Origin of the sequence: Actinoplanes couchii, from assembly GCF_016862075.1 — a bacterium.
In the GTDB taxonomy this organism is placed as follows: domain Bacteria; phylum Actinomycetota; class Actinomycetes; order Mycobacteriales; family Micromonosporaceae; genus Actinoplanes; species Actinoplanes couchii.
Genome location: NZ_BOMG01000085.1, coordinates 1 through 16,803, shown reverse-complemented (window position 1 = coordinate 16,803; position 16,803 = coordinate 1). Strand labels below are relative to the sequence as shown.

General features: G+C 70.7%; 19 protein-coding genes. 11 read left to right on the top strand and 8 right to left on the bottom strand.

Annotated features, from left to right (window positions below; genetic code table 11):
* Nucleotides 1-88: 88 nt before the first annotated feature.
* Together Aco03nite_RS34025 and Aco03nite_RS34020 are read right to left on the bottom strand one after the other, a co-directional pair.
* On the bottom strand, nt 89-355 hold the full coding sequence (locus Aco03nite_RS34025) for a hypothetical protein (RefSeq protein ID WP_203802655.1): 267 nt from the start codon (nt 353-355) through the stop codon (nt 89-91).
* Nucleotides 356-2,978: 2,623 nt separating this feature from the next.
* Nucleotides 2,979-4,601, bottom strand: coding sequence for a C40 family peptidase (locus Aco03nite_RS34020; protein ID WP_239145676.1), 1,623 nt, complete (start codon nt 4,599-4,601; stop codon nt 2,979-2,981).
* A 200-nt stretch (nt 4,602-4,801) separates the two neighbouring features.
* On the opposite strand from Aco03nite_RS34020, the gene Aco03nite_RS34015 reads away from it, so the two are divergent.
* Genes Aco03nite_RS34015 through fliQ form a run of 7 tightly spaced genes read left to right on the top strand, consistent with a single transcriptional unit; the run spans nt 4,802 to nt 9,211 of the window.
* Nucleotides 4,802-5,353 (top strand): hypothetical protein, encoded by a 552-nt coding sequence (locus Aco03nite_RS34015; protein ID WP_203802642.1) that lies wholly within the window; start codon nt 4,802-4,804, stop codon nt 5,351-5,353.
* A 22-nt stretch (nt 5,354-5,375) separates the two neighbouring features.
* The gene (locus Aco03nite_RS34010; RefSeq protein WP_203802638.1) at nt 5,376-5,786 is read left to right on the top strand and encodes a hypothetical protein; all 411 of its coding nucleotides are present in this window, start codon (nt 5,376-5,378) and stop codon (nt 5,784-5,786) included.
* Nucleotides 5,787-5,797: 11 nt separating this feature from the next.
* Entirely contained in the window at nt 5,798-6,112 is a 315-nt protein-coding gene (locus tag Aco03nite_RS34005) for a DUF4229 domain-containing protein (protein WP_203802633.1), read from the top strand.
* Nucleotides 6,113-6,170: 58 nt separating this feature from the next.
* Nucleotides 6,171-7,091: an ABC transporter substrate-binding protein gene (locus tag Aco03nite_RS34000; protein ID WP_203802629.1), complete on the top strand. Its 921-nt coding sequence runs from the start codon at nt 6,171-6,173 to the stop codon at nt 7,089-7,091.
* Nucleotides 7,025-8,137 (top strand): FecCD family ABC transporter permease, encoded by a 1,113-nt coding sequence (locus Aco03nite_RS33995; RefSeq protein ID WP_373872652.1) that lies wholly within the window; start codon nt 7,025-7,027, stop codon nt 8,135-8,137. Before Aco03nite_RS34000 ends, Aco03nite_RS33995 begins: the two co-directional genes overlap by 67 nt.
* Nucleotides 8,134-8,904, top strand: a complete 771-nt coding sequence (locus tag Aco03nite_RS33990; RefSeq protein WP_203802623.1) for an ABC transporter ATP-binding protein — start codon at nt 8,134-8,136, stop codon at nt 8,902-8,904. Before Aco03nite_RS33995 ends, Aco03nite_RS33990 begins: the two co-directional genes overlap by 4 nt.
* A gap of 31 nt (nt 8,905-8,935) precedes the next feature.
* Nucleotides 8,936-9,211: a flagellar biosynthesis protein FliQ gene (gene fliQ, locus Aco03nite_RS33985; RefSeq protein ID WP_239145675.1), complete on the top strand. Its 276-nt coding sequence runs from the start codon at nt 8,936-8,938 to the stop codon at nt 9,209-9,211.
* Nucleotides 9,212-9,246: 35 nt separating this feature from the next.
* Here the strand turns inward: fliQ and Aco03nite_RS33980 are convergent, their stop codons facing one another.
* From Aco03nite_RS33980 to Aco03nite_RS33960, 5 genes are all read right to left on the bottom strand, one after another.
* Nucleotides 9,247-10,413 carry a S8 family peptidase gene (locus tag Aco03nite_RS33980; protein ID WP_203802618.1) on the bottom strand — a complete coding sequence of 389 codons (1,167 nt, stop codon included), beginning with the start codon at nt 10,411-10,413 and terminating at the stop codon, nt 9,247-9,249.
* 108 nt (nt 10,414-10,521) lie between these two features.
* Nucleotides 10,522-11,283, bottom strand: coding sequence for a VOC family protein (locus tag Aco03nite_RS33975; protein WP_203802613.1), 762 nt, complete (start codon nt 11,281-11,283; stop codon nt 10,522-10,524).
* 43 nt (nt 11,284-11,326) lie between these two features.
* Entirely contained in the window at nt 11,327-11,914 is a 588-nt protein-coding gene (locus tag Aco03nite_RS33970; protein WP_239145674.1) for an ATP-binding cassette domain-containing protein, read from the bottom strand.
* 3 nt (nt 11,915-11,917) lie between these two features.
* Entirely contained in the window at nt 11,918-12,238 is a 321-nt protein-coding gene (locus Aco03nite_RS33965; RefSeq protein WP_203802839.1) for a transcriptional regulator, read from the bottom strand.
* Nucleotides 12,239-12,302: 64 nt separating this feature from the next.
* Nucleotides 12,303-12,935: a transporter gene (locus Aco03nite_RS33960; protein ID WP_203802608.1), complete on the bottom strand. Its 633-nt coding sequence runs from the start codon at nt 12,933-12,935 to the stop codon at nt 12,303-12,305.
* A 118-nt stretch (nt 12,936-13,053) separates the two neighbouring features.
* On the opposite strand from Aco03nite_RS33960, the gene Aco03nite_RS33955 reads away from it, so the two are divergent.
* The 3 genes from Aco03nite_RS33955 to Aco03nite_RS33945 all read left to right on the top strand — a co-directional run bounded on the left by Aco03nite_RS33955 (nt 13,054) and on the right by Aco03nite_RS33945 (nt 15,425).
* Nucleotides 13,054-13,662, top strand: a complete 609-nt coding sequence (locus tag Aco03nite_RS33955) for a hypothetical protein (RefSeq protein ID WP_203802605.1) — start codon at nt 13,054-13,056, stop codon at nt 13,660-13,662.
* 142 nt (nt 13,663-13,804) lie between these two features.
* Complete coding sequence (locus Aco03nite_RS33950; RefSeq protein WP_239145673.1) at nt 13,805-14,521, top strand: SDR family NAD(P)-dependent oxidoreductase; 717 nt, start codon at nt 13,805-13,807, stop codon at nt 14,519-14,521.
* A gap of 505 nt (nt 14,522-15,026) precedes the next feature.
* Nucleotides 15,027-15,425 carry a GNAT family N-acetyltransferase gene (locus Aco03nite_RS33945; RefSeq protein ID WP_239145672.1) on the top strand — a complete coding sequence of 133 codons (399 nt, stop codon included), beginning with the start codon at nt 15,027-15,029 and terminating at the stop codon, nt 15,423-15,425.
* Between the two features lies 1 nt (nt 15,426).
* Here the strand turns inward: Aco03nite_RS33945 and Aco03nite_RS33940 are convergent, their stop codons facing one another.
* The gene (locus Aco03nite_RS33940; protein WP_203802580.1) at nt 15,427-15,744 is read right to left on the bottom strand and encodes a hypothetical protein; all 318 of its coding nucleotides are present in this window, start codon (nt 15,742-15,744) and stop codon (nt 15,427-15,429) included.
* Nucleotides 15,745-16,112: 368 nt separating this feature from the next.
* On the opposite strand from Aco03nite_RS33940, the gene Aco03nite_RS33935 reads away from it, so the two are divergent.
* Nucleotides 16,113-16,803, top strand: a 691-nt coding sequence (locus Aco03nite_RS33935; protein WP_203802577.1) for a hypothetical protein, incomplete at its 3' end; no start/stop codon positions are given.

The window sequence follows — 16,803 nt, the reverse complement described above, 5'->3', positions numbered from 1 at the left end:
CCCCGGAGCGCAACCTCGCCAGCTTAAATGGCGGAGGCCCCGACGAGCAAAACGCCGAGGCCCCGACCGACTGACGGACGTCCGACAGTTACGTCAGACCGCCCAGGAAATCAGTGAAGGCGTCACCCGCTGTGAAGACGAAGATCAGACTCACAGTGACGAGCAACCCCAGCACCACCAGCATCGCGACAACCACCTTCAGGTTGCTGCGGCGCTGTTCGGTCGGCGCGTCGTACCAGCCCTGCGCCAGGATGTGCCCGGTCAGCGACCCCGAGTTCTCCACCGGGTCGATGTTGACCGGCATCGTCGTCTCGATCGCCGGGTAGCCACCGGTGCTGTAGACCGTGCCACCCACCTGACCACGCTGCTGCGGCACTCCACCCGACGTGGGATTGACCGGGGTGGTGGGAGCCTGGGACGGATATGCGGTTCCGCCCGCGCCCGCGCCTGCTCCCGAGGACGGGTACTGCGTCCCGAGGTAGGGCGTGCCGGAAGGAGTCTGAGACGGGTACGGCGACCCGGATGGGAAGGGATTTCCGGCAGAGACCGGCTGGGTCATCTCGATGTTCTCCGGCGACGACGGGAAGCCCCGATAAGGCGTTCCGCGAGGGGCGCTCTGTGGGGCCGGTGGCAAGCCTGCCGAGGCAGCGCTGGGCGGCAGGGTATAGCTGGGCAGCCCGTTCCCGCCACCCCCGATCATCTGCGGAGGCGGAACCACACCCGGCCCTGGCGGCACCGGACTGGGCCCAGGCCCCGGCGGAACCGGACTCGGACCCGGGCCGGGCGGCACCGGGCTGGGCCCCGGACCAGGCGGAATCGGGTTCGGTCCGGGCCCCGGCGGAATCGGGCTCGGTCCCGGTGCGGGCGGCACCGGGCTCGGCCCGGGCCCCGGTGGAACCGGACTCGGCCCCGGACCGGGCGGCGCGGGATTGGGCCCGGGCCCCGGCGTCGGCGTCGGCGGAATGGGAGACGGCCCCGGCGCCGGCGGAGCCGGAACAGGGACGGGCGAAGGCGTCGGGATCGGAGCCGGCGGCTTACCGGGCTCCGGCTGCGAAGGCCGAGGATCGGTCGGCTTGGGCGGCGCGGGTCGCGACGGCGTGGGAAGCGGCTCCCCGGGCCCGGGCTGAGGCTCAGAAGGCGAGGGCTGCCCAGGCTTGGGCCCACCCGGCGCGGGCGCATCCGGCGCGGGCGCACCCGGCACGGGCACACCCGGTTTGGGCGCACTCGGTTTGGGCGAGGAGGGCTCAGACGTCTGAGGTGCGGCTTCGCTGGCCTTGGACGCACCCGACTGGGGAGCGGCAGACTGTGGGACGCCGGCCTTTCCGTTGCTGGAGCCGCCGGTGTCACCGAGGCTCTGCGGCCGGTCCGGGCGAGGCGACGAGCCGTAGACGGTCGGCTGCCCACCGGTCCGGGCAGCGGGAACCGCACCACCGGAAGGTTTGGCCACCCCGGGCACCGAGGCCCGAGCCGCACCAGAGCCGGGCACAGCCGAAATAGGCCGGGACGACCCACCACCGGACACCGCCGAACCCGGCCCGGCAGCCCCGGAAACAGGCGCTGCCGAAACCGGCTGCGCGGTGCCCACTGAGGCAGGCCCAGAGACCGGCGCTGCCGAAACCGGTTGTGCGGTGCCCACGGAAGCAGATCCGGAGACCGGAACCGCCGAGACGGGCGCTGCCGAAACCGGTTGTGCGGAGCCGACCGTGGGACCGGATGAGGGGGAACCAGCGACCGGGGCCGCCGAGACTGGTCGCGCTGAACCGACCGCCGCGGAACCCGCAGCAGGTGAAGCGGAGACCGGCTTGGCGGATCCCGCGGCGGAAGAGCCGGACACGGGGGCCGCCGAGACCGGCTTGGCAGAACCGGCGGCCGGAGAGCTGGAGCCCGGAGCTGCCGAAACCGGGGCCGCCGACGTCGGGATCCCGGAGACCGGCTTGGCGGAGCCGACCACGGGCGCGGCCGAGACGGGCTTCACCCCGTCAGCTGAGGCCGGCGTGGAGGTCGCCTTGCCGTAGACGGTGGGCACCGGCGCTCCGGAAGTGGGCGCGGAACTACCGCCCGGAGAGGCCGAAACCGGAGCCGCGGTGACCGGGGCAGAGGAAACCGGGGCTGCCGAGACCGGGGCAGAGGAAACCGGGGCTGCCGAGACCGGCTTGGCGGAACCGGCGGCCGGAGAGCTGGAGACCGGAGCGGCCGAGACCGGGCTGCCGGAGACCGAGGCGGAGGAAACGGGGGCCGCGGAGACCTGGGCGGAGGAAACCGGGGCTGCTGACACGGGGGCCGTGGAGGCGGGGGTGTCGGAGGCCGGAGAGTCGTCGGGCGTGGGCTTGTCGGCCTCGGAGTTTTTCGGTGCGGCGCCGGCGGTATCGGCAGGCTTGGAGGCGGGCACATCAGAAACGGGTGCGGCAGCCTCAGCGCCGGTGGTCTTTGTGTCAGCGGCAGAGCCGGCGTCAGCGGCCTTGGGCGCGGACGCGCCGGAAACGGGTGCGGCTGTTTCAGCGCTGGCGGGTTTTGCGCCAGTGTCGGAACTGCCAGCGGCGTCGGCGTTCTTGGATGCGGGCGCGCCGGGAACGGGCGCGGCGGCGTCTGAGGCGGTGGCCTTGGCGGTGGGCACGGCTGTGCCGTTGGCGGCTGCCGGGGCTGCGGCTGCTGACGAGGTGGGTGGGGTGGGAGGGGTGCCGCCCCACAGGGCGCCCGGTGCGGGTGGGGGCGGTGGTGCGTACCCCTCGGTGTCGTCTGCGGGCGGCCGCGCAGCGGGCGGCGTCTCGATGTCGCCGTCCCTGGTCGCGTGCTGCTCGTCCATGGGTCCTCCCGACCACCGCTGCCGACGCTCGGACGTCGGGCGCTGACCTTAACCGTGCCACATCAGCCGGTGTGAACACACCCGGCATCAGCGTCACCTGTCGCGCTACGACAGTCCGATACGCAACTCGCCCTTTCGGGGCAATTTTTAGGGTGCGTATTACCCGATTACCGGACTAATCTTCACTCGACGCGCTAGCGGACGAAGCGGACTTCGATGCCGTTCCGGACGCTGAGCCGGATGCCGAGGACGCGCCGGACGCCGATGAACCGGTGGATTTCGAGGCCGATGTGGACGCTGCCGCCGATGTCGGGTCGGCGGTCGGCTCCGGTTGCAGCGACCGGGACGCCGAAGCCGACGGCGAGGGCGACGGTGACGGCGCGGTGGAGGTCGACGGCGACGGGGATGTCGAGGGTGAGGACGACGGCGACTGCGAGGGCGAGGACGACGGCGACTTGGAACTCGACGGCGAGGACGACGGCGACTTGGAGCTCGACGGGGACGTCGACGGCGAGCCGGACGGCGACGGCGACGACGACGGCTTGCCGGTCTTCGACGGTGAGGACGACGGCGACGGCTTGGTCGTGGCCGGCACCGGCTCGTCGGGGTCGGGGGAGCCCAGGTCGGGCGTCTCGGTCTCGCCCTCGATCGATCCATAGACCCGGGTGGCCGCGAACAGGCGGGTCCACCGGACCGGCGTGAGCCGCACGTTGAGGCCGGTCCGTGGGGCCTCGACCATCATGCCCTCACCCGCGTACATCGCGACGTGGTGAATGCCGGTCCAGCTGCTGGAGGAGCTGAAGAACAGCAGGTCGCCGGGGAGCAGCGAATAGCGCGAGACGGTCCGGTCCCGGGTCTGGTAGTACTGGTCGCGGGAGACCCGGACGAGCGGGTACCCGACCCCGCGATAGGCGGCGTACATCAGGCCGGAGCAGTCGTAGGCGTCCGGACCCTCTTCGGACCACACGTACGGATCGCCGCGCTGCGACAGGGCGAACTGGAGCGCCCGGACGGCCCGCGGGTCGGCGCCCCGCCCGGCGTCCGACCCGGCCAGGATGTCCTGCCCGGCCTGCTGGTCGGCGGCGGTCGCGGTGCTCTCGGCGGCGGTGATCTCGTCGCGGTGGTCGTCCTCGTACTTCTTCTGTGCCGCCTGCTTCGCGGTCAGATCGGTGTTGAGGGCGGTCCACTGGGCGAGCAGGCTGGTGTAGCGGTTGTTGGCGGCGACGTGGTCGCTGCCGGCGACCCGGACGGCGTCCTCGGCGGCGAGCACCCGGCGGGCGCTGGCCTCGTAGGGCGCGGTGTCGCCGCGCTGGACCCGGGCGAGCGCGTCCAGCTCGAGCAGACCGGTGTCGAGGGAGCCGGGCGGCAGCGCCGCGGCCAGCTGCATGGTCTCGGCGGCGGCGGCTTTCACCTGCTCGCGGGCCTGGGCGAGGGCCAGCTGGGTCTCGCTGACCCGCTGCGACGCGGTGGTGAGCTGGGTCTGGGCGAGATCGCGGTCCTGGCCGACGCGGATCAACTGGTCGCCGAGGGCGGCGATCTCGGCACGGCCCTTCTCCACTTTCTGGATCACCGGGCTGGCGATGACGCCGGGGACGGTCAGGGTCGACGTCGCCGGGCTGGTGGCGGGGGTGGCCGGGCTGCCGGGCAGGACCAGCTCACCGGTCTGGACCGGGCGTGACCCCGAGTTCGGAACGGTGGCGATGCCGACCGCGATGCCCGGGTCGGCCATCGCCGGAACGGGCTGGAAGAGGGCGGCGATCGCCGCTGCCACGGCCGCCGACAGGGCGAGGTGGCGCATGCGATGCGGTGTGCGGTGCCGCGATCCCTTGGCCATGAGCTCCCCGTCCGCGGCGGTTCGGACCGCCGCTAGTCGTCCCTAAAGGTTCATACCGCAAGCGCCGTACCGATGTCGATTGAATCAAGGTGAAAGCACGCTGAGAATTATTCGCTTCAACGGTGCCGCAGGCCACTCGAGGGAGGCGACGTACCCTCGTGCCTATGGATGCTGGGTTGAAGCGTGAGCTGGAAGCGAAGGTCTACGCGGGTGAGCGACTGACCCGTGCGGACGGCGTCGCGCTGTACGCCGCCGACGACCTCGCCTGGCTCGGCCGCCTGGCCCATCACAAGCGCACGCAGCTGACCGGCGACCGGGTGACCTTCGGACCAGCCGGGCCCGCGGAGGAAACCGCCGGGCCGCAGGACTGGCTCGATCACGTACTGAAGGTGAAAGAAACCCCACGGGTCACCGGCGCCGCCCCGGCCGAGCTGCTGAAGATCTTCGCGGTGACCCGTCTGCTGCTCGACGTTCCGCGCCTGTCGTGCCGATGGGATGTCTACGGGCTGCCGATCGCCCAGCTCGCGTTGAACTTCGGTGCCGACGACCTGAGCGCCGAGGAGCTTCCGGAGGACCGGGACGAGCTGCTGCACCTGATCTGGGACGCCGGTTTCCAGCCGGTCGAGCGGGACGCTCGTTATCAGGTGGTAGAGGAGCACGAGAAGGCGACGTCGCTGGCGGAGCGGCGGAGCGAGCCCCAGAAGATCTGGGCCTGAGACCCCACGGACGGTGACGTCGATGCCTCAGCTGAACAAAGACGCGACGGGCCGGCTGGCGACCTTCGGCGACCTGCTGGGTTCGGCGTTCGCCGGGCTGGCGGCCGGCTCGGCGGTGCTGCTGGTCTTCGAGACGGTGATGTGGCTGACCGGGCTCGGCGAGTTCGGCGAGTCCAACGGCTGGCTGATCCTGATCCTGCCGGTGTGGTTGTTCGTCGAGGAGTTCCGGGCCGAGGGCTTCGGCGCACACCGGATCATGGTGAGTGTGCTGGCCGCCGGTTTCGGAGTCGCGATGGGGATGTCGGTGGCCGGTGTGGTGGCCGGGGTCGCTCCGGCGTTGGTCAGCGGCGGCTCCGGCGCCCTGACCGGTACGGTCGTGTACTGCCTGATCTGGTTCTACGGCCTGCGGTGGCTCAGCCATCGGTCGGGCTGAGGGAGAAACGAATGAAGCCCGCCGTCAAGTACACGCTCGGCCGTCTCGGACTGTTCCTGGTCGTCTTCCTGGCGCTGTTCCTGACACCGCTGAACATCCTGGTCAAGGCGATGGTCGCGTTCGTCGCCGGGTCCGGCCTCTCGTTCATCCTGCTGCGCGGCTGGCGGGACGAGATGGCCGAGCAACTCGGTGAGATCTCGGCCCGCCGGTCGGCGGAGAAGGACCGGCTCCGGTCGGCGCTCGCCGGCGACGAGGTGGCCGCCGCCGAGGGTGACCGGGTGGCCGCGGCCGACATCGTCGAGCAGCCGAGACGCGCCGACGTCTGAGGCGCTCGCGGGCGGTGACCACGGCGGTCCGGTCGGCGCCGAGACCGACAGGAGGACGATGAAACGCCTGCTCACTGCCGCTGCCGCGGCTATCGCACTGGTCCTGACCGGATGTGCGGGCAACGAGCCCGATCCGGTCGTCACCCCGTCGGGCGGCGGGCTGGCGTACCCGGTCACGGTCGGCACGGTGACCCTCGCCGCCCAGCCGTCGAAGATCGTCTCGCTGAGCCCGACGGCCACCGAGATGCTCTTCGCGATCGGCGCCGGTCCGCAGGTGACCGCGGTCGACGACCAGTCCACGTTCCCGGCCGACGCGCCGAAGACCGACCTGTCCGGCTTCAAACCGAACGCCGAGGCGATCGCGGCGAAGGACCCGGACCTGGTGGTGGTCTCCGGGGATGCCGACGGCATCGTGGCCCAGCTCGGCAAGCTGTCGATTCCGGTCTTCGTGTCGCCCGCCGCGGCCGATCTCGACGAGACCTACCAGGGCATCACCGACCTGGGCATGCTCACCGGGCACCGGTCCGAGGCCGGTGCGCTGACCGAGCGGATGGCCGCCGACATCGACCGGATCGTCAAGGCGGTGCCGGCCCGGAGCACGCCGCTGACCTACTACTACGAGCTGGGGCCGGACCTCTACTCGGCGACCTCGAAGACGTTCATCGGGTCGGTCTTCGGCCTCTTCGGCATGACCAACGTGGCGGACGCCGCCGATCCGGACGGCAAGCTCGGCGGGTACCCGCAGCTCTCCCAGGAGTCACTGGTCCAGTCGAATCCGGACACGATCTTCCTGGCCGACACCAGGTGCTGCCAGCAGTCGGCCGGCACGGTGAAGGCGCGGGCCGGCTGGGCGTCGGTGACGGCGGTGGCCAAGGGGCAGATCTACCCGCTCGACGACGACATCGCCTCGCGCTGGGGCCCCCGTACCGTCGATCTGGTCCAGGTGGTCGCGGACGCGGTGGCCAAGGTTCCCGCGTGACCCGACGCCGGCCGGCCGGTTTGCGACCGGCCTGGCTGGCGGCCGGCGTCGCGGCGGTCCTGGGTTCGGCGGTCCTGGGTTCGGCGTTCGGCGCGGTTCCGCTGCCGGCCGGCGGGGTCGCGGTGGAGATGTTCAACCTGGTTCCCGGCGTACGCCTGGACAGCGCCCTGTCCGAGCGCGAGATCGACATCCTGATGCAGCTCCGCCTGCCCCGTGTCGTGCTGGGCCTGCTCGTCGGCGCGCTGCTGGCCCTGGCCGGCGCCGCCTACCAGGGCGCGTTCCGCAATCCGCTGGCCGACCCGCACCTGCTCGGGGTGGCCAGCGGCGCGGGCCTGGGGGTGACCGCGGTCATCGTGCTGCGCGCCGGCGACGGGATGACCGAGCTGCCGATCGGGGTGCCGGCGGCCGCGTTCGCCGGAGCGATCGGCGCGGTGGCCCTGACCTGGATGCTCGGCGCCGCCGGTGGGCGGGACCGGTCACCGGCCACGCTGATCCTGGCCGGGGTGGCGGTGTCGGCGTTCCTGTCCGCGGCGCAGACGTTCCTGCTGCAGCGGCACGTCGAATCGTTGCGCGAGGTGTATTCGTGGCTGCTCGGCCGACTGTCCACGGCCGGGTGGCACGACGTGCTGGTGGTCCTGCCGTACGCGCTGATCACGGGTTTGATCGTGCTGTCGCAGCGACGCCAGCTGGACGTGCTGACCGTCGGTGACGCCGAGGCGGCGAGTCTGGGCCTGCACCCGCAGCGCAGCCGGTACCTGCTGATCGTCGCGGCCTCGCTCGGCACCGCCGCGGCGGTCAGCGTCTCCGGGCTGATCGGTTTTGTCGGGATCATCGTGCCGCACACCCTCCGACTGCTGGCCGGGCCGGGCAACCGGGCGCTGCTGCCGCTGTCGGTGCTGTTCGGGGCGGCCTTCCTGGCGCTGACCGACCTGCTGGCCCGGACCGCCGGCGGCGACGCGGAGATCCCGATCGGGGTGGTCACCGCGTTCCTCGGCGCGCCGTTCTTCATCCTGGTGTTGCGGACGAGCCGGACGGGACAGGCGTGAGCGCGATCGCGGTCGACGGGCTGACCGTGCGGCTGGACGGGACGCTCATCGTCGACGGTGTCGACCTGGACGTGGCCGACGGCGAGTGGGTGACGGTCATCGGGCCGAACGGGGCCGGCAAGTCCACCGCGCTGCGGGCGATCGCCGGGCTGCTCCCGGCGGACGGGACGATCCGGTGGCACGGCCGCCCGATCAGTGCGATGAACCGGCGGGAACGGGCCCGGACGGTCGCCGTCGTGCTGCAGTCCCCGGTGATCCCGCCCGCGGTCCGGGTCTTCGACTACGTGCTGCTCGGTCGTACCCCGTACATCAGGCCTCTGGGTCGTGAATCGGCGGCCGACCTGGCGGCGGCCGACGAAGCCCTCGCCGCGCTCGACCTGACGCCGTTCGCCGTGCGCCGCCTGGACACGCTCTCCGGCGGTGAGCGGCAGCGGGTCTTCCTGGCCCGCGCGCTCGCCCAGGGTGCCCGGATCCTGCTGCTCGACGAGCCGACCAGCGCTCTCGACATCGGCCACCAGCAGGAGGTCCTGGAGCTGGTCGACGGGCTGCGTGCGGACCGCGGGCTGACCGTGCTGGCGACCATGCACGACCTGACCACCGCCGGGGAGTACGCCGACCGGATGGTCCTGCTGGCCGGCGGCCGGGTGGTCGCCGCCGGAACCCCGGCCGAGGTGCTGACCGAGGCGAACCTGGCCACGTACTACCGGGTCAAGGTCCGGATCGTCCCCGGCGACCACGGCCCTCTGGTGGTGGCGATCCGCGGCTAAGGGAAACCGGCGAGCGTCCGAAGAGAGAGTCATGGCCATGTCGGACGCCACGGTTATCGAGATCGCCTTCATGTCGATGACGGTGGCCGCGAAGCTGGCGGCGCCGGTCCTGCTGACCGCGCTGGGCGTGGGTTTTGTCATCTCGCTGTTCCAGTCGGTGACCCAGATCCAGGAGGCCACGCTCTCCTTCGTGCCGAAAGCGGTGGCGATCGGCGGGGTGCTGTTGTTGACCGGCAACTGGATGCTCCGCGAGATGATGACCTTCACGGTTCAGCTGTACGAGAAGATCCCGACGCTGCTGTCGTAGAGAGGCCGCCCCCGGCAGGGACGGCCTCTCCGTTCTCACAGGGTGTAGAGCAGGCGGTTCGGTGAGCCGGAGCCGGCGCTGGTGACCACGCCGGTGGTGGCGTTGTTCACGATCGCCGCGTTGACCGTGGCCACCGAGGCGCCCGGGTTGGCGGCCAGGTAGAGCGCGACCGCCCCGGCCACGTGCGGCGCCGAGAACGAGGTGCCGCTGCCGGTGTAGGTGGCCGAGGTGCCGGTGTTCCACGCCGAGGTGATCGAGACGCCGGGGGCGAACAGGTCGAGCACCGAGCCGTAGTTCGACCAGGATGCCTTGGCGTCGGTGGTGCCGGTGGCGCCGACGGTCAGCGCCTCGGTGACGCGGGCCGGGGAGGTGCTGCTCGCGTTCACCCCCGAGTTGCCCGCCGCGATCGTGAACGGGATCCCCGCCGTGATCGCCCGCCGGACCGCGGCGTCCAGGGTGGTGCTGGCGCCGCCGCCGAGGCTCAGGTTGCCGACCGAGCGTCCGGGGGTCGCGTTGGCGGTCACCCAGTCGATGCCGGCGATGACTCCGGCGGTGGTGCCCGATCCGTTGTTGTCCAGAACCCGGACACCGACGACGTTCGCGCTCTTGGCGACCCCGTAGGTGCTGCCGACCGCCACGCCCGCCACGAAGGTGCCGTGCCCGTTGCCGTCCTGGGCCACGTTGTCGTTGTCCACGGCGTCGTAGCCGTACGACGCCCGCCCGCCGAACTGGGTGTGCCCCACGGTGATGCCGGTGTCCACCACGTAGACCGTGACGCCGCTGCTCGCGCCGTAGGTGTAGGTGGTGCTCAGCGGCAGCGCCCGCTGGTCGATCCGGTCCAGTCCCCACGGCGCGTTGCTCTGGGTGTCGGCGATCCGGACGACCTGGTCCGCCTCGACCGAGGCCACCGCCGGGTCGGCGGCGAGCCGGGCCGCCTGCTTCGCGGTCAGTTTCGCGCTCCAGCCCTCGACGGCGTGGCCGAAGACCCGGGAGACGGTGCCGCCGTACCGCTTGGTGATCTTGTCGGCGAGCGGGCGGTCGACGTCGGTCTTCAGCGTGACGACGTAGGAGCCGGCGACGGCGGTGGCGCTGTCGGCGTAGTGGACCTCGCCGGTCGCCGGTGAGGCGAACGCGGGTGTGGTCAGGGAGAGGGCGAGTCCGGTGCCGACGAGGACGGCGGCACTCCGGGAGACGGGTCGCATCAAGGGTTCCTCCATGGTCCCGGCGTCCGATCTGGACGCTTGCCGAGAACGCTAGGGAGTAAACTTTGATTGACGATCAACGATTCTTCACGGTGTGGACAACGACTTCTATCGATGTTTGTGCAGTATTGCGAACGTCCCGCCCTGCGGATCGGCCAGAACCGCGAACCGGGCGCCGGGAATGTTCGCCGGCGGGCGGACGAGCCGGCCGCCCAGCCCGAGCGCGTGACCGACCGCACCGTCACAGTCGCCGACCGCGAAATGGACCTGCCAGTGTGCCGGCAGATCGTCCGGCCAGTCGCCGCCGGCCATCAACTGGATACCCGCGACCGGGGCCTGGTTCAATTCGGCGAGCAGGTACGGCAGGCCGTCGATCCGGGTGCTGCGGAACTGCCAGCCGAACACCGCGTGGTAGAAGTTGGCCGCACCCTCCAGATCGCGGGTGTTCAGCTCGCTCCAGGTCAGAGCGCCCGGGATGTTCACCACCTCGGCGCCGCGCATCGTCCCCGGCTCCCAGACGCTGAACGGCGCGCCGGCCGGATCCAGGAACGCCGCCATCCGGCCCTGATCGCCCACGTCGAACGGCGGCACCAGCACCTTGCCGTACGCCGCCTCGACCCGGGCCGCCACCGCGTCGGCGTCGGACGCCGCGAAATACGTGCTCCAGGCGGTGACCTGGCCCTCCCCGAAGAGCGGGCCCGCGCCGGCCGCGGGCAGCCCGTTCAACAGGAACGTGGTGTAACCACCCAGATCGTCACCGGAGATCTCGGCGGTCCAGCCGAACATGGCGGTGTAGAAACGGATCGCGTCATCGAGGTCGGCGGTCGCCAGATCTATCCAGTTGGGCACGCCGGGCGATGCAACGTTCATGTTCGGATGGTCGCACCCGAACGCCAGCGCCCGGCCCGAACTGTCAACGTTCTATCCGAACCGGCGACCCTCGTCCCGCCGATACGCCCAGGTCGCGAGTAGTCCGAAAAGGATCGTTCAGCCCAACAGGGTGAGGGCCGAAGGGAGATCGAACGGGTAGTCGCGCCTCCACGTCCAGTCCCGTCGTCGGCTCGTCCAGGAAGACGATCTCCGGGTTGCCGGCGAACGCCAGAGCCACCGCCAGACGGCGCTTCTGCCCGCCGGAGAGGCCGCCGGTTTGTTTGTGGGACAGGTCGGGCAGGCCGAAACGCTCCAGCAGGTCGGCTCTTTTCATCGGGGACGGGAAGTGTGCACGTACGAAATCAACGACCTCGCCGACGCGCAGCGAGGCGGGCAGACCCGTCTCCTGCGGTGCCACCCCCAGCGTGCGCCGGGACCGTGGATCGCGGGGGTCGTCGCCGCATAACTCGACCCGGCCCGCGGACGGCCGGCGACTGCCGGTGAGCAGACCTCTTGCCCGCGCCGTGCGGGCCGAGCAGGCCGACGACCTCCCCGGCCCGCACCTCGAGATCGACCGCCTCCACGGCGATGGCGTCACCGAAACGCTTGGTGATCCGCTCCGCCAGGGCATGGATCATGACTCGCCGCCTCCCGGTTCGATCATGGTTTTCAGCGTGCTCACGTACTCCTCGAACGCCAGCCGCCCCTTCGCCGTCAGATGCGTGAGGGTGGCCGGGGTACGCCCGCGGTGGGTCTTGGCGACCTCGACGTAGCCGGCGTCCTCGAGTTTGCGCAGGTGCACCGAGAGGTTGCCCGGGGTCATCCGCAAGATCTCCTGAAGCCGCGGAAACGCGATCCGGTCCCCGGGACCGAGCTGGGACAACGCCACCACGACCCGCAGTCGTGCCTGGGCGTGGATCACCGGGTCCAGCTCCGGCAGTTCGCCCTCCACCATCGTCACCGCTCCACCGCCACTTCTCTGGGCCGGGACCGTGCCGCCCGGTGCTCTCCCGGCCTCGTCATCGGCGCTGCAGCCATCCGACCAGGCCGGCGACCAGCAGGCCGCCGCCGCCGGCCACCGCCACCACCAGTGCGTGCCAGCCCGGCCCACAGATGACACCGGCGATGTTGGTCAGGCTGATCCAGGCGCCCAGCACGAACATGTCCCGGTCGTCCCAGACCGCGGCGCCCGCCAGGTAGAGGACGCCGACCAGGGCGACCATGCCGCCGCCCCAGAGCAGGCTCAGCGCGGAGTCCGGCAGGCCGTCGCTGACCCGGCTGAAAATGATCGCCAGGGCGGTGAAGCCGGCGGACCAGGAGATCCCGTACATCATTCCCTGGCGGCTGGACGGGCCCTCGATGTGCCGAGCCGATCGGCCGCCGACGATGCCGGTGAAGATCCCGGCCGCGGCCAGCAGGACGGTCAGGGCGGTCAGTGGCACCCACTCCGGCATGGACACCAGGATGCGGCCGTCCGGACCGTAGCGCAGAAAGGACAGTCCGAAACTGATCAGCCAGGTGAGGCCCCATGGCCAGTACATCAATCGGGGATCGGGCGTCACCTGCCGCCGGGTGTTGGTGCGTTCGTCCTCGATGAGGCGGAGCGCCTGCACCGGGTCGTCGAATGTCGATTCGTGCTCCGTCGATGCCATGCGTCTACTTTAAAACACAAAGTCAAAGAACTTTGTGCCATAAAGTTGATGGGGATACCGCCACCCCGGGACGAACAGGGGATACGGGATTGGAAGTGACCTGGGCCACTCTGGATTGATGACGTGGCGGGTTCGATGGAGCGCGGCGGCCGTGGTCGCCTGCCTCGCCCTGCTGCCGCCCCTCCGGGACGCGCCCGGGATCGTCGCGGCGCTCGTCGTGCTGGGTCTGGCGGGCGCGATCCTGGTGGGGGCGTCCGGGTTCGGCGAGGTGACGCTGCGATGCGCGGGCGCACCGGTGTTCGTGGCGGGATCCGGGATCCGGCTGTGGGAGTACGCCCGCTATCCGATGCCCGGCGCCTGGACGCCCGAGGTGCCCTGGGCCTGCCTGGCCGCTGCCGTCGCCGGGCTGCTGACGGTCGCCTTCGGTGGAGGATTCCAGCTCGCTGGCCCGGCCGGGGCGTTCGGCCTGCTGGCAGCCACCACACTGGTCGCCACCGGGACGACGCTGTTCGGAATCGGCAGCTGGGAGTACGACGTGCTCCGCACCCTGGCCGCGGCCGGCGCTTCCTCGGCTCTGGCTCCGTGCCTTCCGCTGGCACCGCGCCTTCCGCTGGGAACGTCGTTCCTTCCTGTCGCACCGCCCCCTCCTCGGGGGAGGCCGCCCTCTCGCCGGAGCCGGTTTCCCTCCGTCCCGCGAGTCAGCCTCGGCTCCGGCCGGAGCGCGTGACTCGTCGGGACGGTGGAGTCCGCAGAACATCGCCGTCTGGGTCGGGCTCGTCGGCGGCGTGGTGGGGATCGCCAAGGAGATCATCGGGGTGGTCGTCTCGCTGGCCGGGTGAGACGGAACCCAGGGGATCTAGGGTGTGGAGGTGGGGAGAGTCGCGCTGGTCACGGGGTCGGTTTCGGGGATCGGGGCGGCTACCGCCCGGCGGCTGGCCGCGGACGGGATGACCGTCGCCGTGCATTCGCGGTCCAGTAGGGAAGCCGGGGAAGCGCTGGCCGAGGAGATCGGTGGTTCCTACCATCAGGCGGATCTCGGGGATGACGATGCGGCGTCGGGGCTGGTCCCGGCGGTGCTCGACCGGCATGGGCGACTTGATGTGCTGGTCAACAACGCGGGGATCAGTTGGCCGGTTCCGCATGCCGAACTCGACGGGCTCACCGCTGGGGATTGGCGGCGGCTCCTTGATGTGAACCTGATCGCGCCCTGGTTGTTATGTACCGCGGCGTTGCCTGCTCTGCGCGAGTCCGGCGGGTGCGTCGTCAACGTGACGAGTCATGCGGGGGTGCGGCCGAAGGGGAGTTCGATCGCCTACGCCGCGAGCAAAGCCGCACTCAACCACGTGACGAAACTGCTGGCCGCCGCCCTCGGGCCGGACGTCCGGGTGAACGCGGTAGCTCCCGGCCTGGTCGACACCCCGATGACCGCCGACTGGACCGCGACCCAGGAGCTCTGGCGAACCACCAGCCCGATGCGCCGAGCCGCCCAGCCGTCCGACGTAGCCGACCTGATCGCGATGTTGATCAGCCACTCCTACTTGACCGGCGAGGTCATCCTCCTCGACGGAGGCCTCAACCTGCGCTGATCCGGCGTCAACGGCGGAGTCGCCGCCACGCTTACCGCGCAACCGCAACACCCAACCTGGCAAAAGAGCGGCGAGCGAGTTCGTTGATTGTTGGCGGCCGTAACGGTGTTCGTGGTGATCGTGGTCTGCCGGGCAACGGTGGCACCCGGCCTGGCACGTCGTTGGCTCGTTCAGGGAGACGATCTCCGGCTTGCCGGCGAACGCCAGCGCCACCGCAGGGTGGGGGAGCGGGGTTGTCGAGTGTTGGCGGCGGTAACGATGTCTGCCGTGCCTGCGGCGCTCGTGCTCGTGGGGCCTGGCGATTTTGCCTGGTCTGCCTGGCAGCGGTGGCATCCGGCCTGGCGAAGGGCAGGGTGAATGGGACCGTCGCGCAACGGTGGGTCGGGATCGTTGACGGAGTCGCGGAGGTGCGGGGGAGAGCGGGCGGTGGCTGGAAAATGGGGAGAGCCCGGCGGGCTGCCGATCCTAGGCTGGCGCCATGGGTGACTTGATCTTGCGGGCTGCGGTGGAGGCGGAACTGCCGGCTGTGCTGGAGTTCTGGCGGGTGGCTGCGGAGAACGACAGCCGGCCTGTGGATACGGATGATGCGATCCGGGCTTTGTATCGACGGGATCCGGCGGCGTTGATTCTGGCTGTGGACGGTTCGGAGATCGTCGGCACGATCATTGCCGGGTGGGACGGGTGGCGCTGTCACCTCTATCGGCTGGCGGTGGCGCCGCAGCGTAGGCGTGCGGGCATCGGTGGGCGGCTGGTCGCGGCGGCCGAAGAGCGATTCAGATCCTTCGGCGGTACGCGGGTGGACGCCATGGTCCTCGACGGCAACACGGTGGCGCACGGAATCTGGGCGGCGCGCGGCTACCACCCGCAGGGCGAGTGGTCCCGCTGGGTGAAACCGCTGGGCTGACTCAGGGCAGTCGGGCCCGTTCGTCGAGATCGTGAGCGGGCGGGCCGGTGAAACCCGTCGTCCGGTACGCAAGATTCAGGGTGTCGAAGCGGTAGAACCCGTCATCCGACCATCGGGAACTGAACCGGTAGTTGACGCGCCACCGCATCCACCGGCCCGGGGGCAGTTGGACGGTTTCCCGGCGGTACCAGCGGGCCGGATTTCCGCCGGAAGCCGGGACCAGCCTCACATGCAAGGAGCCGCCGGATTCGTGCAACCAATCCTGCTCGGGATCACCTGTGATCGAGACCCGAGGCGCAAAATCCTGCCACTCGCGCATGTCGATCTCGTGCAGGAGAAGGCCACGCAGGAGAGAACCGTGCGGGAGAGGCCCGCCCGGGAGAGAGCCCCGCGAAAGAGGGCCGTCCGGGATAGGGCCGTCCGGGATAGGGCCGTCCGGGATAGGGCCGTGCGAAAGAGGGCCGTCCGGGATAGCGCCGTGCGGGATAAGGCCGTGCGAAAGAGAGCCGTGCGGGAGAGGACCGTGCAGGTCGGGCAGGGGGAAGACGGTCGGTAGCGAGTTTCGGCGGGTGGATGCCGGGGCGCCCCGTGACTGTTTTGTCCACGAGACCCGCACCCACTGGGCGATCACGTCCGGCATGGAAATGGACTTTACCGGCGGGTTCGGGGCCACGATCATTCATCGGCATGAGGGATCGGGAGCTGCGGCAGGCCCTGGCGGAGAATCCGGCGCTTCCGGTCTGGCTGGTGGAGCGCCTGATCGCGGAGGCCGACGACGACCTCGCACTCTGCCTGGCGGAACGGGACGATCTGGACAGTGCGCAGGTCCGGACGTTGGCGGGACGCTCCGACGAAGTCGCGACGGTGCTCGCTCGGCGCGGGTTGCTGAATGCGGATGACGTGGATCCGGTGACCCGGCCGTACGCCGCAATGGTGTTGATCGAAGAGGGACGTGGCCGCGACGAGTGGGCCGTCGCCTTCGCCCGCGATCCGGATGTGAAGCGCAGAGTGACGCTGGCGGCCTGCCCTCAGCTGCCGGATGAGGCGAATCTGCTGCTGGTGGCGGGCGACGACGCCGAGGTGGTGACCGAGTTGGCGTTCTTCACCACGGACAGTGACCTGCTCACGCGGCTGGCCGGCCACCCGGACGCGGACGTCCGCGCGGCTGTCGCATCAAACCCAGCCACGCCACCGACAACGCTCGCGAATTTGGTGACAGCGCATTGGCGCGGGAAAGAAGTGCCGCCGACAGACTTGGTGACGACGCATTGGCGCGGGGAAGAAGCGCCGCCGACGGGCTTAATGGCGACGGATCGGCGTGGGGAAGAAGTGCCACCGCCAAGCCTGGCACCGCCAAGCCTGGCACCGCCAAGCCTGG

Coding starts and splice junctions, on each gene's coding strand:
- Aco03nite_RS33965 (WP_203802839.1), bottom strand. CDS start 12,238: ATGGTGGAGGGCGAACTGCCGGAGCTGGACCCGGTGATCCACGCCCAG.
- Aco03nite_RS34000 (WP_203802629.1), top strand. CDS start 6,171: ATGAAACGCCTGCTCACTGCCGCTGCCGCGGCTATCGCACTGGTCCTG.
- Aco03nite_RS34005 (WP_203802633.1), top strand. CDS start 5,798: ATGAAGCCCGCCGTCAAGTACACGCTCGGCCGTCTCGGACTGTTCCTG.
- Aco03nite_RS34010 (WP_203802638.1), top strand. CDS start 5,376: ATGCCTCAGCTGAACAAAGACGCGACGGGCCGGCTGGCGACCTTCGGC.
- Aco03nite_RS33940 (WP_203802580.1), bottom strand. CDS start 15,744: ATGCGCGAGTGGCAGGATTTTGCGCCTCGGGTCTCGATCACAGGTGAT.
- Aco03nite_RS33955 (WP_203802605.1), top strand. CDS start 13,054: ATGACGTGGCGGGTTCGATGGAGCGCGGCGGCCGTGGTCGCCTGCCTC.
- Aco03nite_RS33980 (WP_203802618.1), bottom strand. CDS start 10,413: ATGCGACCCGTCTCCCGGAGTGCCGCCGTCCTCGTCGGCACCGGACTC.
- Aco03nite_RS33970 (WP_239145674.1), bottom strand. CDS start 11,914: ATGCCCTGGCGGAGCGGATCACCAAGCGTTTCGGTGACGCCATCGCCG.
- Aco03nite_RS33960 (WP_203802608.1), bottom strand. CDS start 12,935: ATGGCATCGACGGAGCACGAATCGACATTCGACGACCCGGTGCAGGCG.
- Aco03nite_RS34020 (WP_239145676.1), bottom strand. CDS start 4,601: ATGCGCCACCTCGCCCTGTCGGCGGCCGTGGCAGCGGCGATCGCCGCC.
- Aco03nite_RS33975 (WP_203802613.1), bottom strand. CDS start 11,283: ATGAACGTTGCATCGCCCGGCGTGCCCAACTGGATAGATCTGGCGACC.
- fliQ (WP_239145675.1), top strand. CDS start 8,936: ATGGCCATGTCGGACGCCACGGTTATCGAGATCGCCTTCATGTCGATG.
- Aco03nite_RS34015 (WP_203802642.1), top strand. CDS start 4,802: ATGGATGCTGGGTTGAAGCGTGAGCTGGAAGCGAAGGTCTACGCGGGT.